19 protein-coding genes are annotated in these 26,311 nt (G+C 39.8%); 9 read left to right on the top strand and 10 right to left on the bottom strand.

The window, feature by feature from the left end; translation table 11 throughout:
- The first annotated feature begins 697 nt into the window (after window positions 1-697).
- Window positions 698-1,333 carry a hypothetical protein gene (locus BP861_RS13205; RefSeq protein ID WP_292376275.1) on the top strand — a complete coding sequence of 212 codons (636 nt, stop codon included), beginning with the start codon at window positions 698-700 and terminating at the stop codon, window positions 1,331-1,333.
- 143 nt (window positions 1,334-1,476) lie between these two features.
- Here BP861_RS13205 and BP861_RS13200 read toward each other — a convergent pair whose 3' ends face one another.
- Complete coding sequence (locus BP861_RS13200) at window positions 1,477-2,778, bottom strand: hemolysin family protein (protein WP_292376272.1); 1,302 nt, start codon at window positions 2,776-2,778, stop codon at window positions 1,477-1,479.
- A 193-nt stretch (window positions 2,779-2,971) separates the two neighbouring features.
- Complete coding sequence (locus BP861_RS13195) at window positions 2,972-3,775, bottom strand: M48 family metallopeptidase (protein ID WP_292376269.1); 804 nt, start codon at window positions 3,773-3,775, stop codon at window positions 2,972-2,974.
- Between the two features lie 717 nt (window positions 3,776-4,492).
- Here BP861_RS13195 and BP861_RS13190 point away from each other — a divergent pair.
- Window positions 4,493-5,578 (top strand): hypothetical protein, encoded by a 1,086-nt coding sequence (locus BP861_RS13190; RefSeq protein WP_292376267.1) that lies wholly within the window; start codon window positions 4,493-4,495, stop codon window positions 5,576-5,578.
- A 312-nt stretch (window positions 5,579-5,890) separates the two neighbouring features.
- On the opposite strand, the gene BP861_RS13185 is transcribed toward BP861_RS13190, so the two are convergent.
- Window positions 5,891-6,892, bottom strand: a complete 1,002-nt coding sequence (locus BP861_RS13185) for an NOG1 family protein (protein ID WP_292376266.1) — start codon at window positions 6,890-6,892, stop codon at window positions 5,891-5,893.
- Window positions 6,893-7,252: 360 nt separating this feature from the next.
- On the opposite strand from BP861_RS13185, the gene BP861_RS13180 reads away from it, so the two are divergent.
- Window positions 7,253-8,128: a CBS domain-containing protein gene (locus BP861_RS13180; RefSeq protein WP_292376264.1), complete on the top strand. Its 876-nt coding sequence runs from the start codon at window positions 7,253-7,255 to the stop codon at window positions 8,126-8,128.
- A 141-nt stretch (window positions 8,129-8,269) separates the two neighbouring features.
- On the opposite strand, the gene hisE is transcribed toward BP861_RS13180, so the two are convergent.
- The 3 genes from hisE to BP861_RS13165 form a co-directional block, all read right to left on the bottom strand.
- Entirely contained in the window at window positions 8,270-8,584 is a 315-nt protein-coding gene (gene hisE / locus BP861_RS13175) for a phosphoribosyl-ATP diphosphatase (protein ID WP_292376262.1), read from the bottom strand.
- 85 nt (window positions 8,585-8,669) lie between these two features.
- A complete protein-coding gene (locus BP861_RS13170; RefSeq protein ID WP_292376303.1) occupies window positions 8,670-9,956 on the bottom strand; it encodes a 3-isopropylmalate dehydratase large subunit in 1,287 nt (428 codons plus the stop codon).
- A gap of 179 nt (window positions 9,957-10,135) precedes the next feature.
- Complete coding sequence (locus BP861_RS13165) at window positions 10,136-10,999, bottom strand: YkgJ family cysteine cluster protein (protein ID WP_292376260.1); 864 nt, start codon at window positions 10,997-10,999, stop codon at window positions 10,136-10,138.
- A gap of 100 nt (window positions 11,000-11,099) precedes the next feature.
- Here BP861_RS13165 and BP861_RS13160 point away from each other — a divergent pair, with 100 nt between their 5' ends.
- Window positions 11,100-11,603 carry an amino acid-binding protein gene (locus tag BP861_RS13160; protein WP_292376258.1) on the top strand — a complete coding sequence of 168 codons (504 nt, stop codon included), beginning with the start codon at window positions 11,100-11,102 and terminating at the stop codon, window positions 11,601-11,603.
- Between the two features lie 175 nt (window positions 11,604-11,778).
- On the opposite strand, the gene BP861_RS13155 is transcribed toward BP861_RS13160, so the two are convergent.
- A complete protein-coding gene (locus BP861_RS13155; RefSeq protein WP_292376256.1) occupies window positions 11,779-13,296 on the bottom strand; it encodes a NosD domain-containing protein in 1,518 nt (505 codons plus the stop codon).
- Window positions 13,297-13,905: 609 nt separating this feature from the next.
- Between BP861_RS13155 and BP861_RS13150 the strand changes: the two genes are divergently transcribed.
- The 5 genes from BP861_RS13150 (at window position 13,906) to BP861_RS13130 (ending at window position 19,767) form a co-directional block, all read left to right on the top strand.
- The gene (locus BP861_RS13150) at window positions 13,906-14,460 is read left to right on the top strand and encodes a helix-turn-helix domain-containing protein (protein WP_292376254.1); all 555 of its coding nucleotides are present in this window, start codon (window positions 13,906-13,908) and stop codon (window positions 14,458-14,460) included.
- 427 nt (window positions 14,461-14,887) lie between these two features.
- Window positions 14,888-16,558: an AMP-binding protein gene (locus BP861_RS13145; protein ID WP_292376253.1), complete on the top strand. Its 1,671-nt coding sequence runs from the start codon at window positions 14,888-14,890 to the stop codon at window positions 16,556-16,558.
- Between the two features lie 437 nt (window positions 16,559-16,995).
- Window positions 16,996-17,244 carry a 4Fe-4S dicluster domain-containing protein gene (locus tag BP861_RS13140; protein ID WP_292376251.1) on the top strand — a complete coding sequence of 83 codons (249 nt, stop codon included), beginning with the start codon at window positions 16,996-16,998 and terminating at the stop codon, window positions 17,242-17,244.
- A gap of 19 nt (window positions 17,245-17,263) precedes the next feature.
- Window positions 17,264-18,319: a 3-methyl-2-oxobutanoate dehydrogenase subunit VorB gene (locus BP861_RS13135; RefSeq protein WP_292376249.1), complete on the top strand. Its 1,056-nt coding sequence runs from the start codon at window positions 17,264-17,266 to the stop codon at window positions 18,317-18,319.
- 2 nt (window positions 18,320-18,321) lie between these two features.
- Entirely contained in the window at window positions 18,322-19,767 is a 1,446-nt protein-coding gene (locus BP861_RS13130) for a 2-oxoacid:acceptor oxidoreductase family protein (RefSeq protein WP_292376247.1), read from the top strand.
- Between the two features lie 1,803 nt (window positions 19,768-21,570).
- Here BP861_RS13130 and BP861_RS13125 read toward each other — a convergent pair.
- From BP861_RS13125 to BP861_RS13115, 3 genes are all read right to left on the bottom strand, one after another.
- Complete coding sequence (locus tag BP861_RS13125; protein WP_292376246.1) at window positions 21,571-22,743, bottom strand: type III PLP-dependent enzyme; 1,173 nt, start codon at window positions 22,741-22,743, stop codon at window positions 21,571-21,573.
- 530 nt (window positions 22,744-23,273) lie between these two features.
- The gene (locus BP861_RS13120; RefSeq protein ID WP_292376244.1) at window positions 23,274-24,542 is read right to left on the bottom strand and encodes an APC family permease; all 1,269 of its coding nucleotides are present in this window, start codon (window positions 24,540-24,542) and stop codon (window positions 23,274-23,276) included.
- Window positions 24,543-24,839: 297 nt separating this feature from the next.
- Window positions 24,840-26,021 carry an FprA family A-type flavoprotein gene (locus BP861_RS13115; RefSeq protein ID WP_292376242.1) on the bottom strand — a complete coding sequence of 394 codons (1,182 nt, stop codon included), beginning with the start codon at window positions 26,019-26,021 and terminating at the stop codon, window positions 24,840-24,842.
- Window positions 26,022-26,311: the final 290 nt, after the last annotated feature.

The raw sequence follows: 26,311 nt of genomic DNA, 5'->3' as shown, positions 1-26,311 counted from the left end.
TTTTAATATTTATAATCCAAGATTAATAGATTATTTATGAAGTGTGTATATACCCACTTCTAGAGCATATTTACCTACTAGATAGGGATATCTTCTTACACCTTGGTAATATTTATCTAGCTAAGTAGGATATCTAATACTCGAATATATCTGCTTATATTTGCTCATTTCATGATTACATGGAAAATATATAAACAATCCATATCGAAAGTTCTACAATTACAAATATAAAATATAAACTTCTTTTAATAATGCGCAAGTCAGATATGACATTCCAATTTCTCTAGAGACAACAGGTGAATAACGTAATTGAGATACATATTTGACACTTATTATTTTACCTTTTCTTTAGAATAGGAAAACCGGAGCTTTTTAAGGAAATTAGGTAATTAAGAAGCAAAATATGAGGAAAAAAACATTACACAGCAGGCTTTTTCGAGTATAGAGGACTATATCAACATTATAAGAGATAAGACTTTCTGAGAAGACTTTCATTTAATTTTTAAATCACGAGAGACATAGTTAAGCACAATTTGTAATTTTATAAGCTTTCAGACCCTGAGATAAAGCATTATAAAGCTTTAAGTTCCTTTTTTGAATTTTATAAAAATATATAGAAGTAAGTAAGTTTATATATTAATATGCCCAGTGCATTCTGATATTCTTGTATTAATATAATTAGATAAGGAGGAAAAAAATGAGTCTTAATAGAAAATCAATCTGGGAAACTATAGCATCTATTTCTGTTGTATTAATGATATTAACATTAGGAGTTTCTGCAGCCTCAGCGGCATGTTCCACTGATGACTCTTCTGAATACACTTATGTATACATCACAGCCGACGACTGTGACAATACCGACTGTACTGGAAACTGCTGTGAAGACTGCGAAGAAATCTGTGAGCAGGATTGCACCGGAGAATGCTGTGACAACTGTGTTGAGTGTACAGAAGACTGCTGTGACAACTGTGACGAAGTAACCTGCGAAGGCGACTGCTGCAACAACTGTGAAGATGTTTGTGTCCAGGATTGCGCTGGAGAATGCTGTGACAACTGTGATGAAGTAACCTGCAAAGGCGACTGCTGCAACAATTGTGAAGATGTTTGTGTCCAGGATTGCGCTGGAGAATGCTGTGACAACTGTGAAGAAACCTGTGGTCAGGACTGTACCGGAGAATGCTGTGACAACATTGATTGTACAGAAGACTGCTGTGACAACTGTGACGAAGTAACCTGCGAAGGCGACTGCTGCAACAACTGTGAAGATGTTTGTGTCCAGGATTGCATAAAAAAATGTGCCCGCAGCTGTGAAAAGACCACCTGCAACAAATAAACCATTTAAAGGTCTTGATCATTGATTCAAGCCTGATAAAAATCAGGATTGAGAATTTCGAGTACCAATATTTGATTTCCATAAATAATAAGTTTTATCGAAATTCTCTTTACTCTTTTTGAGTTTAAGGAACGTCTATTCTTTTATTTTTTAGTAACTGGCGTTACCAGTACCTTATCGATACGATTGCCATCCATATCCACAACTTCGTACCTTAGTTCTCCAAGAACAATACGGTCTCCAGTTGCTGGAATTCGCTGCAGGATGTAAATAATCAGCCCGGCAATGGTCCGATAATAACCCAGTCCTTCCCCTGGAAAAAAATCCACAGACAGTACATCTTTGACTTTTTCAATAGGCGTATCCCCGTCGATCAACCATGAGCCGTCTTCCCGAATCTGAACCTGTGACTCCACAGGCTCGCCAAGGGAACGGACTTCACCCACTATTGCTTCAAGAATATCGTGCAGAGTGATTACGCCCTGAATACTCCCGTATTCGTCAGTGATAAGAGCAATATGCACTCCGGTCTCTTTAAACGATTCAAGAAGCTTCAGGACAGAAACGCTTTCAGGTATAAAGAGTGGTTTTGTGACCGATGCTCTAATATCAACAGTACCGGTTTCCAGAAACGTTGCCAGGATACTTTTTACTGATACCATACCTACAATATTGTCGAGTTTCCCTTCGTATGCAGGAAAATTTGATCGGCCACTTTCACTCATTTTCCGTAGATTTTCATCAGCTGGTTTCTCTAGGTCGATTGCAATAAGATCTGTACGATGCGTCATCAGGGAATCAACACGGCGGTCACCAATTTCAAGCACGCCTTCTATCATGCTCAGTTCGGCTGTCTCAAACACTCCAGCTTTGGTTCCTTCCTCAAACATAATCTTAATTTCCTCTTCTGTTACAGGAGGTTCAGTAGTCTTCCTGATTCTCAGAATTTTGAGCACAGCTTCGGTAGAACTACTGAGTATTATCACAAACGGCTTTGCGATAACAGATAGATAGAACATAGGTTTTGCAACGTTAGAAGCTATTGATTCCGCACTGTTGAGTGCAAGCCTTTTTGGGACAAGTTCTCCAAAAATTAAGGTCAAATAGGTGATCACAAAGACTACAAAAGTAATGCTGAGCGCACTACTATATGGGGCCAAAGTAGGGAATTTCGCAAGGTAAGCTGCAAGTCCTTCTGCGATTGTAGCTCCGCCGAAGGCACCTGCAAAGATTCCCACAAGAGTAATTCCTATCTGGATTGTTGAGAGAAAAGGAGTTGGTTCATTTGCGAGCATAAGCGCAGTTTCTGCCCGTTTGTCTCCTTCCTCCGCCCGTTGTTTGAGACGGGTTTTCTTGGAAGAAACAATGGCAAATTCTGACATGGCAAATATGCCATTGAATGCGATCAGCACAAAAATAATTACGATTTCAAGCAATAGTGACATTTTTGAAATATTATTAGTTGAACTATAATTTAAAGTTTAGTATAGTTTTATACAGATTTGTGCTTTTATAATATCATTTTCCTGTTATATTTTTATTTTTTCCCTGATTCAGTAATTTTCCTGGAATCTATGCTCTTTGCCTGAATCTATGCCTTTTGCCTACAAGTACTTTCAAATCGATCTACACCTCCGTTCAAAAAATTTTACCTGGTCTATTCTCATTAATTGCCCTCACCCTCCTGACAAGGGCAGGATGTGTTGACAGCAAATTGGTTGACCAGATCCAGAACCCCTCAGGACTCATTGTAGTTTCAAGATATTCTTCATAATTAACAGCCTTGTAAAGATGTTCGCCTGCTGATAGTACTATAAGTCCTTTTTTGCCTGAAGGAACAAGCCGGATTGCAATTCTGTCTGAAGTATATTCCCTGGCCCGGCTCAGGGCAGTCCATAAAAAGTTCTTGAGGATAGGCACAAAGGCAATCGGAAATATTGAGAGATTGTAAAGCAGGGTCACATGCCCTGCCTTTATGTGAGCCAGTTCGTGGGCAACTATAAACTCAAGAGAATCAAAGTCTTCCTCCCGGTATGCTACCTCAACTATGTCCGCATAAAAAACTACATAGTTTCTCCTGAAGTATAAACGGGTAGCAAATGCGTTTATTAGCCCTCCTTCCTGGATTAAGAAAGCATCCGGAACTTCTCTGAGATTCAGCTCAAAAGAAAGACGTTTTATGATTTCGTAGAGTTCAGGAAACTGTTTTTCGGAGAGTTTGATTGCATTTGCCATCATTCCTCCGTAAGTCTGTCCAGAAACGAATGAAAGAAAAGCAATCGATACTGGGATTACCAGTATATATTCAATCCCGAGTTCTTCGGGATATAAAATTGGAACTGTCATTAATGTGACATAAATAAAAGCACTGATCAGTAGGCAGATAAAAAAAAGAGGTATTTCGGCAGGATGCCTGAGATTCTTTATTTCATTATCCAGCAAGTTTTTTGTCCCCCTATTCTAGAAAACTTGAAGATATGTTTCAATGACCCCAATAAAAGTCACAATACATTATAAATATTTACCTGGAGCTATAATACCTTCTTAGACTTTTCTCAATATACCTTTTACTCATATTCATCCGGAAATTTTCCCGGGGAAAAAGTAAGGCCATTTATTTAGTTTCAGGATAATTGCTTACATGAAGAAAATGCTAACAGATAAGACTCCAAAAGGTGAGCTTTCATAAGAATACATCATCATAAATATATTTGTATACAGATATAAGAAGAATCTAAAACAGTACAATAAAGACTCCCATAAAAACTCTCTACATAAATGAAGCTAGTTGGCCATCCAAAATGTTCTTTCTTAAACCATAGAAAGTTACATGTTTTCGAGTTTTGGGATTTCTGCAAATTTACTCTGTGAGATAGGGTAGAAAATGGAAGAAAATTTTATTTTTAATTAGTTATTGTTGACAAGACAAAATAGAAAATAATATAAATGTTAGAATAGGTGAATTGGAGTAGAAATTTTAGATAGATAATTAAAGTTCTGGTCAATTTTCTATAAATAAATCAAAAATGTAACGTACTTAAGCAAATCATGTTACAGAGATTTATATAAAAAATTATTCCATAGAAATTTAAGCATAAATTTGTCTAAAATGTAGAGGGGAAGTCATATTTTATGGAGTATATATTCAAATTCTGCAATTTGCCTGACGACAAGTCAACAGTAAAAATAGTTAATGAAGCTGCAAACCGTTTGTACTATAAACTTGAAGGAATTGATATAGAAACTTTAGATATTTCAGATTATAACAAAAGATACTTTGGCTCCTTATTAAAGAACTTACGTTCTAATTTACAAAGATATGCATATATATTGGTATGGTCAATCACAAAGATAGACATACCCTTAAAAAAACTTGTTTTTTTGGATTATGGAGGAGGTTCTGGCATGTTATCCCTCCTCGCAAAAGAGTGCAATATTGGAACAGTTATTTACAACGATATTTACGATGTCTCCGCTAGAGATGCAGAATTAATAGGAAAAGCTATTGGAGATCAAGCTGACTATTATATTCCAGGAGATATTGACAAAGTAATCGATTTTTTAAAGACGAAATCGATTAACTGCAACGCAATAGCCAATTATGATGTCATAGAACACATCTATGATATAGAAGAATTCCTGAAGAAAATATCTTTGATTTCAGACGATAATAATTTAAGGGTGTTTTTTTCCTCTGGTGCAAATCCTTATAATCCTTTGATCAAGAGGAAGCTCGTGAAAAATCATCATAGGTGCGAACTCTTAGACCGAGAATCGATTTTTGGTAGAAAAGAAAGAGATCCTCTGGAATCATATTTAAAAATTAGAAAAAAAATGATAAAAAATTTGAATCCAGGCCTGTCCGAGAATCAAGTGGTCTATTTAGCTGCCGCTACCAGAGGGCTGATTGAATATGATATTAAAAAAGCAGTAAATGAATTTTTAACTAGTGGATCTGTTACTTTTAAGCAAAAATATCCCCAGTATCCCACAAATACCTGTGACCCTTACACCGGTAACTGGGCAGAACATTTGATGGATATATACCAGTTAAGAAATGTTTTGCAGAGCGAGAACTTCCAAGCCGATATCTGGTGTGGATATTATGGCGATTCAAATACTTTACTAAAGTGTCTAGCAGCCCGCTCTTTAAATTTGTTAATTAAAAGCTCAGGAAGATATGGACTGATATTTTCTCCATTTTTTACACTTTGTGGAAATATAGCACCGCAATCATCCTATTGATTCTTAAAAATCTTAATTTAATAGCTCAAAAGATTTACTTTATAAATAAAAAATTCAACTCACAAGTTAAAAGATTAATGTCATAATATAGACTTACTTCTTATAGACTTACTTCTGGGCGAGTGTTAACATCGAAAGAATTCACTCTATTCTCGCCCATAATTCAGCTTCCTTGAGCCACAACCATTGCACCAGTTGATAACACAGTTTTCGCTCAAGCCTTTTTTGAAAAGGCTTGCGGTCAAACCTTTTAAAAAGCTCTCAAAATTTCCTCCGAAAAGGTTGCAGAACTCGGGTGGTAACTCTGCTGGATCAGATTGCAGACTCGGTATCTGGTTCCTCGGAAGAAGAGGAAAGGCGTTTTTGTTCAATCATCTGTATAAGCCTGTCCGTTACGTCATCAATTCCTTCCCCGGTAAGTGTAGAAATATTAAACTCTACTTCATCCTGCTTCTGGAATTCGGACCTGTCAGCTTTGTTTGCAACCACAAGCAGGGGAAGTTTGAAGTTCTCACGAATTTCCGCAAGCAGGCGTTTTTGGGCTTCGATTTCGTATCCGCAGCTTTCGCTGGGATCAATGATGAACATTACAACTGCATCAAGGTAATGAATCGCAGTAACTGCCTGCTTTTCAATATCATTCCTCTCGGACATAGGGCGGTCAAGAAGCCCAGGTGTATCCATAACCTGGTAACGCACTCCATTCCGCGTGAAATGCCCGATCGTTACTCCTTTTGTTGTAAATGGATAAGGAGCGATTTCCGGGCTTGCTCCTGTAATTTTTGAGACAAAACTTGACTTTCCTACATTAGGATAGCCAGCAATCACAATTGTGGGCTCATCCTGCACATCAGGAAGTTTCCGCAAGGTATTTCGGGCTTCGTTAAGGAAGAGAAGATCTTTGTTAATAGACTTGATAATCGAGGCAAGCCTTCCGAAGGCTTCTTTCCGGATAGGCTCCGGGAGATCCGAATTCCGGATTTTCCCAACATAACTTCTTGAAACCTCATGGATCTTCCTGCTAGCCCAGTCCACGGATGCGAGAGACATCTTGAGTTTTTCTACTCCTACAAGGACATCAGTGAGTTCATAATAAAATCTGGGCAATCGCTCAAAACTAGGGAACCGCCTGACTATATTTGCAAGATTATCCGTCAGAATATTTGCCGCTGTCAGGAGCATGGACTCATTGGCCCTGAATCGGCTTTCTCTGCTATCTATCGTTTTCCCGGACATAGCTCGCGCTGACCGCTTAAAGGCTTTATTGATTAATTCCTCGGAAGTGGGAACTGTGTGAATTTTCTCGAAGATCATTATGTTCTAACCCTCTGGGGACTCTGCCAAGTTATATATACGTTATTATAGATTAAGAACCTCAAGAGAATAAATTCGCAAGCAAGAGTCTCACAGAGATTCTTGAAGGCGATTCCCTGAGAGGAATTTATTGCTCAATTTTGAATTTATAATTACAGATCCTGGTAATAAACTCTGAATATAAAGTGAAAACCAGGTAGAAATTTAAAGCAGAACCGGACTGTATTTATATTTGTAATATCAATTTGTAACAAGATTTATAATCATTAATTATGGTAAATAAGTGCGTTAACTTACATTATCTATGTATAAGTTTCGTAGATCATTCTTATAAAAGTATATGAAATTAATGGTGGTAGTATGGAACTCACTCCGATTCAAAAAGATATTATTATTGCATTAATCAACCTTCAGCGGCAAAAGGACCGGGCGATCAAAGGAGAAGAAATAGCCGAGGTAATCAAACGTAATCCTGGAACTATCCGCAATCAGATGCAGTTACTAAAAGCTCTTGGGCTTGTAGAGGGAGTACCTGGACCAAAAGGAGGCTACAAACCCACAGGAGCAGCATACGATGCATTAAAAATTCAGCAACTGAAAAATGAATCCGTGGTTCCCCTTTATAGGAACAATGCGTTAGTTAATGGAGCTACAGCTGCTGATATCAGTTTTACCACGGTCAGAAATCCTGATGCCTGCAGTGGAGTCGTCCGCGTATTAGGAAACACAAAAGACTTTGTGATGGACGATAAGCTTCAGGTAGGCCCCACACCTGTAAACCGACTGATAATCCGTGGAGAAGTCACAGGAAGGGATGACACTAACAATTCGATTCTTTTCAATATTACGGAAATGATTTCTCTACCTAAAAAACATGTCAAACATTACATGAAGTATCCTCCTTTACTTGTGAACCTGAATGCAAGTATCCAGGAAGCAACGAGACTTTTTATCAGGAATAACGTCCACGGAGCTCCTGTAGAGGATAAAGGAAAAATCGTGGGAATCATTACTTACACTGATATTGCTCATGCAATTGCCCAGGGAAAACCGAACGTAAAAGTCAAAGACATTATGACAAAAGAACTTATCACAGTCGATGGAGATATGCAGCTCTACGATGTAGTAAAACTTTTCCATAAGTACAACGTAGGAAGGCTTATCGTAACCATTAATGGCGTGCCCAAAGGCACACTATCAAAGACTGATGTCCTGAACGAACTGGCAGTGTATTGAAAAATTAAGGTTTTTCACGGTTCTTTGAAAGAGCAGAAAGAACTATAAAAGTAATTAGTAAAAGTAGCCAGAAAAACTCGATATTTATAGAACATCGGATTGCCTGCATTTTCAAACCGGGAGGTAAAAACCTCCGGTTCTTTAATCCCTTTTCATGGTTTCATGTCGGGCACTGAGCTCGGCTGCGATTTCATCAAGGGTAACATTATTTGCCGCAAGCATTACCAGAAGATGGAAGATAAGGTCCGAACTTTCCGAAACAATCTCGTCATGGTCTTCATTCCTAACTGCGAGGATTGTTTCAATTGATTCCTCTCCTACTTTTTCAAGGATCTTGTTCATACCTTTGCGGTGGTTTAAAAGCTTGCAGACGTATGAGTGCTCGTCATAGTTTTGTTTTCGGTCCAATATGATCTCATATACCCTGTTCAAGATTGATAGGTCAGCATCCGACATTTTAACACCTGTTTAATTAACACGGATAAATATTTTAAAATTCAAATTGAGAAAAATATCCAAAAAAGTAAAAACAGGAGATTTTTCAAACTTTCCTTGGATCAGTGATTTCTCCGGTAAGGGCTGATGCTCCTGCAGTCGCAGGGGAAGACAGATATACAAAAGATTCGGAACTTCCTTCTCTGCCCTTAAAGTTACGATTCGAAGTTGCAAGGCCCACTTCTCCTGCCCCAAGCAGGCCAAAAGAGCCACCCATACAGGGCCCGCAGCAAGGGGATTCTACGATTGCACCTGCATTCATAAGTTTTTCTATATACCCGGCTCTCAAGAGTTTCAGGTACTCGGTTCTTGAAGCGGGAACTACAAGCAGGCGAACGCCCTTAGCTACTGGTTCGTCACCCATAATATCGGCCATGATTTTAATATCTTCGAACCTTCCATTCGTGCAGGAACCCACAAAGATCTGGTCAAGTTTAGTGCCCTCGACCTCGGTTACGGGTTTTACGTTATCCACATTATGAGGACAGGCTACCTGGGGTTCTAGGTCGGATATGTCGTAGTGCCGAACTCCCACATATGTTGCGCCTTCATCGGATTTCCAATATGGATCGAATTCGTAATACAGAATCCGCTCTTTGAGGTATTCTGCAGTCACTTCATCGGCTTCGATAATTCCTGCCTTTCCACCCATCTCGATTGCCATATTGGACATAGTCATACGTTCTGGGATCGAAAGAGAGCGAATTGTTGAGCCTCCAAACTCGGCTGCCATATACCTGGCTCCTTCTACTCCTACGTCACCTATCAGGTGGAGGATAAGATCTTTAGAGTAAACTCTTTCTGGCAGCTTACCTTCCACTTCAAAACGGAAAGTCTCGGGCACTCTGAACCAGAGTTTACCAGTGGCAAAAACCGCTGCCATATCAGTAGACCCTATACCTGTAGAAAACGCCCCCAGTGCACCATATGCACATGTATGCGAATCCGAGCCAACTATAAGGTCTCCTGGTAGCACATGCCCTTTTTCGGGAAGAACCTGATGGCAAACTCCTTCGTATACATCATAATTTAAAATGCCCTGTTCCTCAGCAAATTCTCGGAGCATAATATGATTTGCTGTGGCGTTAATGGAGTCTGCAGGAACCTGGTGGTCAAATACGATCACTATTTTCGTCGGGTCCCAGACTTTCTTCTCTTCTTTGTCCTTCATAATCTCATAAAAGCCTTTAACTGCCAGCGGACCTGTAATGTCGTGAGTCATTGCCAGGTCTATATTTGCCAGTACGAAATCTCCGGCTTTTACGGGACTTCCGGAGGCCTTCGAAAAGATCTTTTCCGAAACGGTCATCGGACGATTTTCATTACCAGACATCCCGGTCATGGGGAATAACTGGCTCTTTCTAATAAATAAATTTAATTGATGATGCTGGTCGACAAAGATTAAAAATCTTTCAGGCTTATAAACAGACTACCTGCCTTAAATAGAAGAAATTTAGCTTTAGGAAAGAAAAGATTGACCAGAAAAGTTTAAAGCTTTGTTACTTTTTGCTATTACTCACTAATCTCGGTACTTCCCATACTATCGTGGATTATATAGATACATGTGCCATTCTCAAGATTTTTTTTTGCAAGCTCGAGACCCTTTCCTCCTCTGCTGAAGTCCACGAAGTTTTCATACATGTCAAGCATGTCCTCAAGTTCCGAAATATACCTTAAGAGGAGATCTTCTGCCATCTTTCGGCTGTCTTCTGCAGAGATCGAAAACCCTAGGCCTTCACATTCGCAGGTCTGTAGTCTCAGCCCTTCAATATAAAAAGGATAAGTGCTGCAGAGCATAGGACGCACAGGATAAACCCGGCACTTGTGTGAATCTCTTTCAAGGAAAATGCAATCTCCATTCTTCTTCCGCCTGAGAATCCATCCAAAGGCGTGAATCTTGCCCTCACAATCGATATAATCCCGAAGAAATTCAAGAGTTTCAAGAGAAAATGACTCTTCGTTATCCTCCGATGAACTGAATGAAGTTTCTGGATGTTTTTCTTCATCCTCCCAGACCTCATCCTGTAGAGTAACCTCATTTACAAACGGTCCTGCAACCTCCAGTTTTGAGAGGCCTGTATATTCCCGAATTTTTTCGATTTCGGAGGGAATCACAGCTACTCTATTGTCTCCGAAAGCCCGCCTGCAGCATTTCCCACAGTGCTGGCAGAAGAAACCGATTTTTCGGATTTCAACTGCAAGCTTTTCGGGGTCAAGTTTGCGAGCCATTTCTATTTCTTTCTTAAGACCGGCAATAAGAAGGCGCTGATAGCTTGTTTTCTCGGACTCCGGCTTATTACCTGCGCTGGAAACTTCCATGTAAAGACTCGTGCTCTGCTGGTACATCAAATTAACGCAAGCAGTGGTTAACGTCAAGAACATTTGGAAATCTTATCCCGAAAAATCATTACCTAGCTGACAATGGATCATAATAAGAAACTATATATCAGGGAACTAGGTTTAAACATAAATTTATATGTGGCATACATTACTCAAAAAGTTTGAAAAATATCCTGCGCAGGCAAAAGTACTTAAATTGCTCTTTGAACGCGGGTTTCAGGTTAATGAGGAAGGGAAGGTCACCTCCGGAAGTATTGAGATAGCACATACCCAACTTGCAAAAGAAGCAGGCGTTGACCGGCGAGTTGTTGACGCAACTACAAAGACCATTGTTTCAGACGACCTTCTAAGCACTATTTTTAAAAATGTTCATTCCATCCCTTTCCTCAAAGACGTAGCCCCTTCCCTTGGTCTGGGAGTGATCATTATTATCCCGGAAGACGCAGCTGACGTGGGCATCCTTGCGGAGGTTGCAGGCTTGATCTCAGGAAGCAAAGTAAGCATCCGCCAAGCTGTATCAGATGACCCCTATCTAACTGATAACCCAAGACTTACGATTATTACCGATAAGAAAGTGCCTGGAGAACTTGTTGACAAAATCCTCGAACTGCCCTCGGTTAAGGGAGTAAGCATTTACTGAATCGTCTCTACGCGATATATGAAATTCCATAAATAAAGTAGAGGTGGGATAGGAACTCTGCTCAAAAGACTGCTTATTTCAGTTGAAAAAAGGTTTTTTTTCATGAGTATTAGCTTATTTTCTGCCTCTTTTAAATACGGAAAGCCCCATAGGTATCCTAAAAATCCAAAAAATATCACACGCACAGAAATATTTTTACGTCTCTTCTGGATAATGAGTCATCTGCAAAGTTTTTAACTGAGTCCATAAGCCTGAGGATTTCGTGCTCTACCGATGGTCCTACCTCTGCAAGCTGCCGGGTTCCAGTAAAGGATAGAACGAAGTTTTCAACCGACTCAAGACTTTCCTTATTCAAAAATTCCTTTGTACCGTTACTCTCGCTTTTCCGGCTTAAGCCCGGATCTTTGGATTTTTCCAGATTAACTGTGTCTTCGGTATCTTCTAGATTAACAGAATCTAATGTAGAGGACTGGTTTGTCGGCTTCAGAACCTGAATAACAACACAGGCTGAAGAACTGCTATTATCATTCTTTGCCTTAAGGGAGACTGTATAGTTACCAGGACAGCAGAAAGTATGTATTGGATACGGGCAGCAGGACTTCTTCCCATCTCCAAAACTCCAGGACAGAGAATCTGCATTCTTGGAAAAATCAAAAAACTGAACTGTAAGAGGAACGTACCCGACTGTCACATTGGCACCGAACTTTGCCTCCGGAAGTACTGGAACCGAAGGATCCGGAGCTTTTAAAACATTTATAGTCACATCGGTCGAGTCGCTACCGTTCTCGTTCGTTACATTCAGGATAACAGTATAATTACCCTCATTGGCAAAAGTATGCAAAAAGTCCGAAGAGTTTGAAGTCTCCAGGTTTCCAAGACTCCAAGACAGCGAGCTGGCATTTTCTGAGACATCCGTAAACTCAACTGTAAGGGGGGCATACCCGACTGTTACATTGGAAGTAAAAATTGCTTCTGGCATAACAGGAAATTCCGGAGTGAAATTCATTAACGGCCTGTGATCCATACTCTTTGCCCGACGGTTAACGGCATATATATTGTCTCCGACACCGTCCCCATTCTCATCCTTGCCTGTGTAATCACTCCAGCAATTGCCTGAGGTCAGGTTCCAGGTATTGATATTATCATCCTTTGCATTGTTAGTATTATTAAAGTAATTACTATATATCTCATTGCCTGAAGAAGTAAAGAACTTGATACCACAATCGGCATTTGAAGACACTATATTGTTACTCAGGGTATTATTTTCAGACTTAGATAGACAGATTCCGATGCTATTCCCCGAGACAATGTTATTGTTTATTATGCAGTTTTTAGCACCATTCAGGTAAATACCACATTTGCTATCAGTTACTGAGAAACCGCTAATTGTTACGTTACTGGCAATTACTTTGAATACATTGCTCTCTCTATTCGCTCCTGTAATAACCGTATTGTGAGGATTTTTTGAATATGAGATTATTGTCAGGTTATCCTGGTTGATTTGAACGCTTTCGTTATATTCTCCGGGCTTTACAAATATAGTATCGCCCGGTAAGGCGTTATCTACTGCTTCCTGAATAGATTCTCCCGGAGATACAAAGATATTATCTGCTGCTCCGGTTTCTGAAATTGCAATGAGAGCCAGAAAAATTGCAAATAAACAGATCCATCTGAAAGTTCGACTTTTTATCATTTTAATCAGCGCATCAATCCGGGAATTTACAGCTTTATTTTTAAAAGGATAACATATAAGATTATTGATTAAAATAAATATTACATAATAGATATTAAAATTAAATATCTTTAAAAAGGCTTTATTTAGAAAAAATAGGCTTTCCAAGAGATTTATCTCCAAACAGCCATGTGCATAAAAACTCAGAGTAAAAAAGTAAAATAATGATTTTGTGTAAATTTCTCTAAATTTGAATCATAGAGTTAGGTTTAAATTTAAAAGTAAAAGCTGAAGCTTAACATCTGATTTAGTTACGTTCAAAAATGTACGTTCAAAACCAATTTCAAAAACACAAGTTAAAAAAGAATTAGACTTTGTCCCCTGTTTTTCGGATTCAATAAATAAACTTATTTCGAAACTTCAGATTCAATTCTGTTATGGCTCAGTTTTCCTATTATTCTCATATAGTGATAGGACTGTGGGAACTGAAACATAATGTATATCAATGATAATTCTTAATGGTTCTGGAAGAAAAAATCTTCTTTCAAACAGGCATAAAGTCTGCAAAGCCAAAGGTTTTTAAGCAGATATTAGTTAATTCTTGAAAAATCCAGTTGGAGAAGACGTATCATGCAGGAAAAAATAAAAGAAATCGCAGATCGAGTACGTGAACTGCGTGAACTATCGGATTTCACGGTAAAAGACATGGCAGAATATCTGCAGGTATCCGCTGAAATTTATGGGAAATATGAAGATGGAACTGAGGATATTCCGGCAAGTATACTTTTTGAAATTGCACACAAGCTGCATGTAGACATGGCTACTCTCCTTACAGGGGAAGAGCCTCGAATGAATATTTTTACCGTCACACGAGATGAAAAAGGGGTTAATGTTGAAAGGAGGAAGCAGTACAAGTACCAGAACCTGGCTGAAAAATTCATTCACAAAAAAGCTGAATTTTTTATAGTTACAGTCGAACCCAAACCATCTGGGACAAAACCTGAGACTAATTCTCACCCAGGACAGGAATTTAACTATGTACTGGAAGGAAGCCTGAAAGTCTATATCCACAATAACGAGATTGTCCTGAAGAAAGGAGATTCCATTTATTTTGACTCCACTTACGAACACGCCATGGAAGCTCTGGAAGGAGAGACAGCCAAATTCCTGGCAGTTATAATGTAATAATTTAATTCGTCAATTCATCTTGACTTGATGTAATTCGATTAAACTTGATTCAGTAGGGCTTACGCAGTCAAATTGAAAGATCAATAGCATAACGTTTAACTGTTCAAAATATGAATTTAAATCACATCCTTTACTGTACTTGATTTTGTATCTTATGCTCGTAAGTCCAATTCAGTTAGTTTGATAAAATTTAATGTAACTTGGTTTAAACTAATTTGATTTATATGGTTCGAATTAATTTGATTTGAATTAATGTGATTCGAGTTAATGTGATTTGAGTTAATGTAATTTGAGTTAATGTGATTTAGTCTTAAATTCGATAAGAAATTCGATATCCGGGCTAAAACCTTTAAACTCAAATGAGGACATGAGGCCTTCAAAATATAGAAGCTATAAAAATAAGTAAATAAAACGGGTGTCCAGAATGACTTCTTTGCTTAGCCAATTTGTTTCCAAAACCGATTTTGAATCCTTTGAGGATTTCCAGGAAAATTTTAAAATCCTGGTTCCTGAAAATTTCAACTTTGCCTATGACGTGGTTGATGTCTATGCAAGAGATTTCCCCGAGAAAATTGCAATGATCTGGTGTGATGATTACGGGGAAGAGAAAATCTTTACTTTCAAAGACCTGAAGTACTACAGCGATAAAGCTGCAAATTTTTTTGCAAAGCATGGGATAGGTAAAGGCGACTATGTAATGCTTACTTTGAAGAGCCGATATGAGTTCTGGTACTGCATAGTAGGACTGCATAAACTGGGAGCCATTGCCGTGCCTGCAACCCATATGCTCAAAACGCGAGATGTCGTATATCGAATACAAAAAGCCGGACTAAAGATGATTGTCTGCATTTCGGAAAACGGAGTTCCTGAACAGATAGATGAAGCACATTCCGAATGCGGGAACATCCCACTCAAAAAAGCAGTTGTTGGAGAAAACATCCGGGAAGGCTGGATTGATTTCAGGAAAGAACTCGAAGAAGCCTCCCCTGATTTTGAACGCCCTTCAGGCGAATCTGGTACAAAAAATACCGATATTTCCCTTGCTTATTTCTCATCAGGGACAGCTAGTTTCCCGAAAATGGTGGAACATGACTTTACCTATCCTCTCGGGCATATTCTGACCGCAAAATACTGGCAGAACGTGGAAGATGACGGCCTGCATTACACGGTTGCAGACAGCGGCTGGGGAAAATGCGTATGGGGAAAGATCTATGGGCAGTGGATAGCCGGTTGTGCAGTCTTTGTCTACGACTATGATAGGTTTGAAGCCAAAAACATGCTTGAAAAAGCCTCGAAATTCGGGGTTACAACTTTCTGCGCCCCGCCAACGATCTACCGATTCCTTATTAAAGAAGAGCTCTCAAAGTACGATTTCGGTTCCGTGAAATATGCGGTCGTTGCAGGAGAACCTCTTAACCCTGAGGTATATAATCGATTCCTAGAGTTTACTGGAATAAAGCTGATGGAAGGTTTCGGGCAGACTGAAACTGTTGTAACTATCGGAACATATCCCTGGATGGAACCAAAGCCCGGATCTATCGGAAAGCCTTCTCCTGGCTTTAAAATTGAATTGATGGACAGAGATGGCAGGCTTTGTGAGGTTGGGGAAGAAGGAGAAATCGTAATCAACACAAAGGAAGGAAAACCTGTAGGGCTCTTTGTCCACTATGGAAAAGATCCTAAGAAAACCGAGGAGTCCTGGCATGATGGCTACTACCATACAGGGGATATGGCCTGGAAGGACGAAGACGGTTATTTTTGGTTTGTGGGAAGAGCTGACGATATCATAAAGACTTCAGGATATAAAGTAGGACCTTTTGAAGTAGAAAGCGCTCTTATCCAGCACCCTGCAGTGCTCGAATGTGCGATTACAGGTGCTCCTGACCCTATCAGAGGCCAGGTTATCAAGGCAACCGTTGTGCTTACAAAAGGATACACTCCCGGAGAAGAGCTTAAAAAAGAGCTTCAGAAACACGTAAAAAGTGTCACCGCCCCCTACAAGTACCCCCGCATCATAGAGTTTGTGGATGAGCTTCCAAAGACCATTAGTGGAAAAATCCGCAGGGTTGAGATCCGAGATAAAGACCAAAAATAAACCCGAAGAAATAACCTGGAAAACTTGGGCCTAATCAGAAAGTAAACAAGGCATGGTTTGGTCCGAAAGTCGAGAATTTTGGGTCAAATCAAAAAAGGAAAAAAAGAAAGAAATAAGTACCTTAAACTTTCTGGAAAGTTTGCTCTGAGAAATACGACTCAGGATTCACATTATAACTCTATCTAAATGTACCTGCTAACTGCGGCATATAACAGATTATACGATTTGCAGTGTAAATTTTGCAGTGTAAAAGATAACTGAATACATGGATAAATGAAGGCTCTTCTTTCTGTCACAGAAAACCGGCTGAAAAAAGAAGGGCTGGAGAAATCTGGGAAGAAAAACCGAAAAATCTGGATACTCTAAGCCCGGGAATGAACCTGAAACCTGAGAAGAGCCCAGAGAACAACTAAAAATAGACAAAACGAGGATTTCATATGTCAAAGAATGATAAAAAAGAACCATACCCTGTAATTAATAATCTGGAGTGTAAGGCCTGCGGGCGCTGCCTTCTAGCCTGCCCCAAAGATGTGCTTTTCATGAGTGAAAACCTGAATGCTCGGGGCTACCATTATGTGGAATATAAAGGAGAAGGCTGCTCAGGCTGTGCAAGCTGCTATTATACCTGCCCTGAGCCGCTTGCAATCGAGATTCATATTCCCCTGAAAGAAGAGGAAGCCAGGTAAGGCAAAAAGGAGGAAAACTATGGCAACACAACTCATAAAAGGCAACTCCGCAGTGATCGTCGGTGCACTCTATGCTGGATGTGACTGTTTCTTCGGATACCCGATAACTCCGGCAAGTGAGATTCTACATGATGCATCCAAATATTTCCCGAAAATTGGCAGGAAATTCGTCCAGGCCGAATCCGAAGAGGCGGCAATTAACATGGTCTATGGAGGAGCATCTGCGGGACACAGAATTATGACATCCTCTTCAGGCCCCGGAATTAGCCTGATGCAGGAAGGAATTTCCTATCTTGCCGGTGCCGAGCTTCCATGCGTTATTGTAGATGTTATGCGGGCAGGCCCGGGCCTTGGAAATATAGGGCCGGAGCAGGCGGATTACAACCAGGTAGTAAAAGGTGGAGGGCATGGGAACTACAAAAACATCGTGCTTGCACCGAACTCAGTGCAGGAAATGTGCGATTTTACCATGAAAGCTTTTGAACTTGCCTTCAAGTACAGGAACCCTGTTGTGGTGCTTGCAGACGGGGTGCTTGGACAGATGATAGAGTCGCTTGAATTCCCAAAGAAAGCTATTGTCCCTGAGATCGATACTACTTGGGCGGTCAACGGTACAGCCGAAACCAGGCCTAACCTTGTAACCTCTATCTTTCTAGACTTTGATCAACTTGGAAAGTTCAACGAAAAACTGCAGGCAAAATATGAGCTCATAAAGCAGAATGAAGTCGATTATGAGGAGTATCTGACCGATGATGCTTCAATTGTCCTTGTTTCTTATGGAATAAGCAGCCGGATCTGTAGGTCAGCCGTAGATCTTGCCAGACAGGAAGGTATTAAAGTCGGGCTTTTCAGGCCAAAAACTCTCTTCCCGTTCCCTGAGGCACAGTTGAAAGCCCTGGCAGACAAAGGCTGTTCCTTTATTTCCGTGGAGATGAGCAATGGACAGATGATAGATGATGTAAGGCTTGCAATTAACTGCTCACAGCCTGTAGAGCTTGTAAATCGTATGGGAGGGAACCTGATGACCCTTGACCAGATTATGGATAAAATCAGGAAAATTGCAGGGGAGGCATGAAAATGGCAGCGGAAATCATTAATGGAGAAAAAGTAATAGGAAGACCAAAAGCCCTGTACGCGGACTACCCTCGCAAAGGAGCGGTAGCCTCAACAGCCACTCACTACTGTCCCGGCTGCGGGCATGGGGTTTTGCACAAGCTTATTGCAGAAGCAATTGACGATCTTGGAATTCAGGACAGGACCGTTATGATCAGTCCTGTGGGCTGTGCAGTCTTTGCTTACTATTATTTTGATACAGGCAACATCCAGGTCGCTCACGGCCGTGCACCTGCGGTTGGGACAGGAGTTTCAAGGGCCGAAGAAAACGCTGTGGTAATTTCCTATCAGGGAGACGGAGACCTTGCTTCCATAGGCCTGAATGAGACTCTCCAGGCCGCAAACCGGGGTGAAAAGCTTGCAGTCTTTTTCGTAAACAATACTGTTTATGGAATGACAGGCGGACAGATGGCGCCTACAACCCTTGTGGGTGAAAAGACGACAACATGCCCAGAGGGCCGAGATCCCCGCTTTGCAGGTTATCCTCTTCACATATGCGAGCTGCTGGACAATCTTAAGGCTCCTGTATTCATTGAAAGAGTTTCAGTCTCGGACATTTCCCACATAAGGAAAGCCAGAAAAGCTGTGCATAAGGCACTTGAAATCCAGCGCGATGGCAAAGGATACGCTTTTGTTGAAGTCCTTGCAGCCTGCCCTACGAACCTCAAGATGGATGCGAAAAAGGCTATCAGCTTCATAAATGAGGAAATGGAAAAGGAATTTTCCGTCAAGAACTTCAGGGATAGATCAGAAGAAGTTGAACCCCTGCATCGTGGAGTCAGTGACTTTACAACTGAGACCCTTAATCAGCTTTACGGCATTGAGGTAGATGTAGAGGAAAAATCTTCCAGAAAAGATTTTGCCCCGATCCAGACAAAAATTGCTGGCTTCGGAGGGCAGGGTGTTCTCAGTATGGGTATAATTCTTGCGCAGGCCGGAGTTAAAGCAAACCTCAACGCCTCATGGTTCCCTTCCTATGGCCCTGAACAGAGAGGAGGCACATCAAACTGTTCGGTCGTGATTTCAGGCCAGCCTATAGGTTCTCCTACGGTCTACACTCCAGATATCCTGATAGCTATGAATCGGCCCTCCCTTGAAAAGTTTCAAGGTGTAGTCCGAGAGGGGGGCTTTATTCTCTACGATTCGTCTATCGGAGAAGTCGAAAAGCCTACTCATGTAAAAGCCGTTGCCGTCCCTGCAACCGAAAAAGCCAAGGAAGCCGGGTCTGAGAAAGCTGCCAATTCTTTCATGCTTGGAGTCCTTATGGGCCTTAATGCAACTGGCCTACAAGAGGAAGTCTTCAAGGAAGCCCTTGCTGAAAACTTCGCAGGGAAACCTAAAGTTATCGAGTTTAACCAGATGGTTCTCAAAGCTGGGGCACAGTGGGCAAGAGAAAACGTTAAGGTATAAGGATTTTAGCAACAGGTGGGAAAGATTTTTCTCTACCTGCTGACATTTTTTCAGTAATTTCAATTTACTTTTAATTTCAAGCTACTTTTCAGCAATTTTCAAGTAATTTGTCCATTTTAAAGTGATTTTGTCTTCTTAAATTACTCAAGTATCCTGATTTAGTCTCATATCATTTTTCAGATTTTCCTGCATAGAAATTTACTCTTGGGGAGAATACATTTCTGAAAAACTTAATCGTGAAGCAAAATTGATAGTAAAAAACAGATAATCAGAAATATGCATACATTTGAAACCAATCATAAGCTTTATTAAAGCTGAGCACATTTTAAGAAAAAGACTAGCTTATATAAGTTATTTTTAAAAGTGCTTGCTTAAAGGCAGTGATGGAGCTTAAAAAGCATTTTATTGGAAAAATACCTTGTTGAAAAAACGCTTTATTGATCAAGAAGTAGATGGTAGGGTTACCGAGTCCCTATTCTCGGGTCCCTACCTGCGATCCAACCCAAAGATTGAGAGGAAACCCTATTACTCTCAATCTACACGTATTTTATAACAACGTGGGGATATATATCATAACCGACCCAAAAACTAATTCGTAATCTTAATTTTGTTTAGGTCATTTATTTTTGTTATTAATACAATTTTTAATATCATTGAAAATTATCATGATCAAAAAATAAATTGATTGTTCGAAATCTTGGATTCAGAAAAGTGATTTTGAGTTTTGAGTTTTGAGACGAGCTAAGTTATAAAAATCCGGCACTTTTGATTGTATAAGGTCTTATATACCTTGCCTTACGCACAACATGTCAAAAATATAATGAAATTTATGAATCTTGGTTTTGAGGTAAAACCACAGAAAAATGAAATATTATTTAACCTGCACGCCAATTTATGACGCGGCAGCCGACACTATAAATAAAAATATGAATTTAGGAACGGTCATAAGGTTTATTAGAAATGAGAACATTATGAAAAATAGTAAATTAGCTTTGAAATTAATTTAGAAGTAGATGGTAGGGTTACCGAGTCCCTATTCTCGGATCCCTACCTGCGATCCAACCCAAAGATTAAGAGGAAACCCTATTACTCTTAATCTATACCCTTATAGTTGCGTGGGAATATATATCATAACCGGCACAAAAAAAAGTTCGTAATCTAAATTTTTAAACATATCTTGGATTTGTTCGGCTTCGAAACTTTTAATGACGTTAAAACATCTAATTAAAATATAAATACAAGTAAATAATAATTTTCAAAAGCTAAATTATCAATAAGTTTCATTAAAAATCTCTTTTTTGGAGCTTATCAAGTCCCTACCTGCGATCCAGTCCAGAATTAAGAGGAAACCCTATTACTCTTAATCTGCATCTAATTTTATAACCACAAGGACAAATAGCACAACGGATATACTCAAAATTCACTGACTTATTTAATTCTTTCTATTTACAGCACTGAAAAAATTCAATCCAGATAAGATAAAAACATCTAAGTCTAGAAAAAGTAACCATAGAAAAAAGTAACCATAGAAAAAAGTAACCATAGAAAAAAGTAACCATAGAAAAAAGTAACCATAGAAAAAAGTAACCATGCTCCTTTATTCCACGTTTTCCACCATAGACAACTTACAGTACTATTTTATAAATTAGTCCGCTTGAGCACAAGTTGGATCAGCAACGTTGAGCCTCAATTGTTGCATTGCTTGACCATGCCGTCACGCCGTTTTCGGTCAAGCCTTTTTTGAAAAGGCTTGAAGTCAAACAGTTTTTTAAAATTTTTGCGAATAAGTCTTCGAATAGATTTTCAAATAAGGTAAGCCTTGAGCGGGGGGAAGCCGTTAAAGCTCACGGAACTATAACTCTGGGTATAGGCGCCCGTCGTAAAGATGTATACGCGGTTTCCCTCTCGCATTGTGTGAGGGAAAGTATATTTGTGATGTTCATATAGAATATCCATACTGTCACATGTCGGACCTGCAAGAATTACTTCTTCGGCACAACCCTTTTTATCGCAGAAGATAGGGTATTTTATGCATTCATCAAGGGTTTCTATAAGGCCCCCGAATTTGCCAATATCAAGATAAACCCACTTGTACTGGTTGAATCTGGCCTTTTTGGAGATCATTACGACTTCGCTTACTATTATACCGGCATCGGCAACCAATGAACGCCCGGGTTCTATAATAATTTCAGGCAGCTCTTCTCCAAAGTCCTCGTGTAAAAAGCGGCGGATTTCCCCGGCATATGTTTCAAGGTCATGAGCCTGAGCCTGGTATTTTGCAGGAAAACCTCCACCAAGGTTGATCATCTTAAGATTTATGCCTTTTTCAGCTACTGCCTCAAAAAGATACTTGCATTTGGAAATGGCATTGTCCCACTGGCCAATATCTCTCTGTTGAGAACCAACATGAAAAGAAAGCCCATAAGGCTCAAGGCCCAATTTTTCAGCCTTCATAATGAGCTTATATATCAAGTCAGGGTGCGAACCGAACTTCTTTGAGAGAGGCCAGTCAGCCCCGTCGCTTTCAGTAAGGATACGGAAAAACACTCTTGAACCCGGAGCTCTTCTAGCTAACTTTTTCAGATCGCTATCAGAGTCGGTAACGTAAAGCCTCACTCCTTTTTCATATGCATACGCTATATCTTTCTCTTTTTTGATAGTATTGCCGTAACTGACCCTTTCAGGTTCTACTCCAAGCCTGAGAAGCTGATCAAGTTCGTAAATCGTTGCTACATCAAAATTTGAGCCTTTATTCTTCAGAGCAAGCACAACCTCATCCATAGGGTTAGCCTTTACAGCATAGTGAATTTTTGCAAAAGGCATATGCTCTACCAGTTCGTCGTAGCTTTGCTCTATCTTCTGCAGGTCAACAGTTAAAAATGGGGTTTCTTTATCCCGGGAGAACTTTTTGATTCGGTTAAATTCATCTCTTGAAATGAAATCCTCCAGCGGGAATGCATAATGCTCTTTTCTCATATCTACTCCCTTTCAAAATTGAAACGTATTCACAATCAAATTTATGTAAGTACAGGTTAATAATTTTTAGTATCTTAATAGTTTGTAACGATTATTAAGTTTAAAATCAATTATTTTGATAATGAACGGGATAAAGCGATTCAAATAGAATTTAATGTATATAAAACTAATTCTCAGTAAATATAAAGATACAAAACTAACTGAAATCAATAAATATTTAATAAAAATAGTCATAACATGAAAAAAAGCATAATAATACTCTTTTTTTGTATTAAAGGCATCAAAAACCCATTTATTCCTACAGAAGAAACGAGAAATCTTAGATACTCCAAGAATATGAACGAACGATTTTAACTCTAAAAATAAGATATTAGGGATTTAAGCTTTAATAAGAGATAAATTAAAAGATAAGATAGCTGTAAAACCCATTTCATATCATATTTTAACTAAATAAGATGTTTTAAGCCTTTTCGAGGAAAGTTAACTTTGTAGTCATTAGAAATAATTTATAGGTGCTGCAGGCAGACATTTTATCTGGTTCTGAGAAGCACTATCAGTATTCCGATTCCTGCAAGCACAAGACCGTAAGTTATCACTTCCAGACTTAGCTGAGAAAAAAGAAATACAGTAGAGAGGGAGCCAAGAAAAGGAAGAAGTGGAAAACGACCAATATTCAGGGGAACTTTAAAAAGACGAGTTCTTCCAGGGTCAGTGTAACGTAGTTTTATCAGGGAAAGATTAACCATAAAAAAGACAATAAAAATCATAAAGTTAGCAATATTTGCTACGATTGCAATATCCTTTAACAGCACAAAGAGGATTGAGAGACATGTAGCTCCAAAAATTGCAACCCACGGAGTATGGTAACTGGGGTGTATCCTTGAGAGAACTTTTGGAAGTGCCCCGGAATCTGCCATGCCGTAAACAATCCTTGACCCTCCAAGCATAACCACAAGTACGGTGTTCATAGTGGAAAAAAAGGCGATCCAAGTTATAAGAACAAAAGCATTACTCCCCAGAGAAACAGCCGCAACATCGGCAAGGGGAACTTCTGAAAATCCGAGAACCCTAAAATCAAGCACACTGACGGCAGTTACTGCCACGCACATGTACAGGAAAACTGTAAAAAAGATGGCAATAAGCAGAGCCTTTGGAGTTGTCTTTTCGGCTTCTTTCGTTTCCTGAGATAATCGCACAATATCTTCAAAACCGAGAAATGCGAAAAAGATCAGGGTTGAAGCCTTAAATATTCCTGCCAGATCAGGAGTTTCAAGATAGTTTACCTTTCCAAGGTAAGGGAGACCCGTATAAATCACAATAAGAAGCCCGAAGACTTCGATAAGACTTATGAAAATAGCCAGCCTGGCAGACTCCTTGATCCCGTGAACCATGATAAGGCTGAGAAAAATAAACAGGCCTAAAGTCCCTGTTAAATATCCATACCCGAAAAGGTTGCTGAAGTACCTGCCAAACCCAAGTGCAACCGCAGAGCTAGTTATTGCCACAAAATATATAACAAGTAGCCCTACAAACAGGCCAATACGTTCTCCAAAAGCTCTTTTTACAAACCCATATTCTGCTCCAGCTCTTGGAAACATGGAAGCGAGTTCCATATAGCTAAAGGCCGAAAGTGTAGCCGTTGCTCCGGCAAACAGAAAAGAAAACCAGACCATATTGCCTGCAAGCCCTGCAGCCTTTCCCATAAGCACATAGATTCCGGCTCCGAGAATATTGCCAATGCCTACCAGAGTGACCTCCAGTAAGTTCAGTTCCTTTTTTAGTTCAGATTCCCCTTGCATTATAAGAAACCCCCACTCAAAAACTTGAAAAATCAGGACAATAAAAGGAATTTTAAAAATGGAACTTTAGACCTATTAGAAACTATCTTCTGAAAGTTATGATTAACTTCCCAGTACCAGGTCTCGAAAATAACCTTTTAGAGTATATAGAAATTTTTCCATTAAATAGCTCCGCTAACAGCACTGAAAAAGACTAAGTAAAGTCTCCCAGATACATTAGCCGGATTTTACCGGCTGAGAAACTTTACACGCCAGTTTAAAATAAAGATTTCAGATTTGAACGTATACCTTTTCAGATTATACTTTCATTTTTTGGGCGAGCTCTCGGCCGATTTCTTCAACCTTTTTCAAATCCTCTTCCTTGGGTTTGCCCTTCACCTGAAGCGTTCCCACGATTTCCATTTTCGAAGGAACCAGAATTTCTCCTGCCTGCTTCAGAGCGCCTCCACCCCAGCCAAAGGATCCGAGCACAACCCCATATTTTGCAGGCGGATTGAGGGCCTTTACCAGGTAAGTACCGTAAACGGCAAGAGGATGCATGCCTGCAAGGACGGTCGGAGCTCCAAGGATAACAGCGCGGGAGTCAACCAGTTCTCTTGCAACATCTCCTGTATCTGCGACTTCAAGGTCATAGATCCTGACATCTATACCTTCTTTTAGCAAGGTTTCTGCAATTGTCCTGACCATCAGTTCCGTGGAACCCCACATACTCACATAAACAATAAGGGCTTTGTTTTCTGTTTCCCCTGCAGTCCATTTTGCATAGGGCTCAAGTATACGCTTCGGGTTTTTGTAGATAGGCCCATGACTCGGCGCAATAATTGAGATATCAAGGTTCTTAATTTTTTCAAGAGCCTTTGCCCCCATTTTCCCAAAAGGCATCATAATTTCCCCGTAATAGCGTTTTGCAAGAGGAATAAGGTCTTCCAGATCCTCATCATAAACGCCTTGGGCTGTGTGAGCCCCAAAGAAATCACACGGGAAAAGGATCCTGTCTTCAGGCAAGTATGTAAACATGGTTTCAGGCCAATGGAGCCAGGGAGCCTCTATAAAGCGGAGTTTCTTCCCTCCCAAATCAATAGTATCACCATCGTCAACGACTTTAATCCTCGACTCGGGAAGTTCATGGTAAAGGCTTGCCATTTTCACGCCTCTGTCCGTTGTAACAAGCACCGAGCCAGGAGCTTTATCCATAATATAACGAATTGCATTGGCATGATCGGGCTCAGCATGATTCATAATAAGGTAGTCCAGTTTCTCCAGGCTAGAAACCAAGTTTATTTTCTCTTCGAGTTCCTCTTCGAAACCCGGATTTACGGTATCTATAAGGGCCGTTTTTTCTTCTCCTTTCACAAGATAAGCGTTATAACTTGTCCCCTGAGGCAGAGGAATCAAAGCGTCAAACATTCTGCGGTTCCAGTCTTTGGCCCCAACCCAAAACACATCTTTAGCAATTTCAGGAATACTATAAATTTCCATATCTTTTCCTCCATTATCCCCGATGCAATAAAATATTTCGAAATAGGAAGCAGATGAATCTCTGCTTGCTTCTATCAATTTGGTAACCAGATATATATAACTATATTTTATTCCTCCGATATATTTATTAGGCAAAACCCTTAACTGACAAGGTCTTAAATTGGAACTGATGAAACCTTAAAATCTTAACTGATATCTAATTGATAGGAAAAACAACTTGACAAATAAGTGTAGAGTTTTACACTGCCTCTTTTTTTCATATTATATTCTCTGAAAAGTGTATAAGGGAA

The sequence above is a fragment of the Methanosarcina sp. UBA411 genome (assembly GCF_002495725.1).
In the GTDB taxonomy this organism is placed as follows: domain Archaea; phylum Halobacteriota; class Methanosarcinia; order Methanosarcinales; family Methanosarcinaceae; genus Methanosarcina.
This window is presented reverse-complemented; position numbering and strand designations above follow the sequence as displayed.

Excerpts from the sequence above, each read along its gene's own strand:
- BP861_RS13205 (WP_292376275.1), top strand. The coding sequence starts at position 698 with ATGAGTCTTAATAGAAAATCAATCTGGGAAACTATAGCATCTATTTCT.
- BP861_RS13200 (WP_292376272.1), bottom strand. The coding sequence starts at position 2,778 with ATGTCACTATTGCTTGAAATCGTAATTATTTTTGTGCTGATCGCATTC.
- BP861_RS13185 (WP_292376266.1), bottom strand. The coding sequence starts at position 6,892 with ATGATCTTCGAGAAAATTCACACAGTTCCCACTTCCGAGGAATTAATC.
- BP861_RS13180 (WP_292376264.1), top strand. The coding sequence starts at position 7,253 with ATGGAACTCACTCCGATTCAAAAAGATATTATTATTGCATTAATCAAC.
- hisE (WP_292376262.1), bottom strand. The coding sequence starts at position 8,584 with ATGTCGGATGCTGACCTATCAATCTTGAACAGGGTATATGAGATCATA.
- BP861_RS13170 (WP_292376303.1), bottom strand. The coding sequence starts at position 9,956 with ATGTCTGGTAATGAAAATCGTCCGATGACCGTTTCGGAAAAGATCTTT.
- BP861_RS13160 (WP_292376258.1), top strand. The coding sequence starts at position 11,100 with ATGTGGCATACATTACTCAAAAAGTTTGAAAAATATCCTGCGCAGGCA.
- BP861_RS13155 (WP_292376256.1), bottom strand. The coding sequence starts at position 13,296 with ATGATAAAAAGTCGAACTTTCAGATGGATCTGTTTATTTGCAATTTTT.
- BP861_RS13150 (WP_292376254.1), top strand. The coding sequence starts at position 13,906 with ATGCAGGAAAAAATAAAAGAAATCGCAGATCGAGTACGTGAACTGCGT.
- BP861_RS13145 (WP_292376253.1), top strand. The coding sequence starts at position 14,888 with ATGACTTCTTTGCTTAGCCAATTTGTTTCCAAAACCGATTTTGAATCC.
- BP861_RS13140 (WP_292376251.1), top strand. The coding sequence starts at position 16,996 with ATGTCAAAGAATGATAAAAAAGAACCATACCCTGTAATTAATAATCTG.
- BP861_RS13135 (WP_292376249.1), top strand. The coding sequence starts at position 17,264 with ATGGCAACACAACTCATAAAAGGCAACTCCGCAGTGATCGTCGGTGCA.
- BP861_RS13130 (WP_292376247.1), top strand. The coding sequence starts at position 18,322 with ATGGCAGCGGAAATCATTAATGGAGAAAAAGTAATAGGAAGACCAAAA.
- BP861_RS13125 (WP_292376246.1), bottom strand. The coding sequence starts at position 22,743 with ATGAGAAAAGAGCATTATGCATTCCCGCTGGAGGATTTCATTTCAAGA.
- BP861_RS13120 (WP_292376244.1), bottom strand. The coding sequence starts at position 24,542 with ATGCAAGGGGAATCTGAACTAAAAAAGGAACTGAACTTACTGGAGGTC.
- BP861_RS13115 (WP_292376242.1), bottom strand. The coding sequence starts at position 26,021 with ATGGAAATTTATAGTATTCCTGAAATTGCTAAAGATGTGTTTTGGGTT.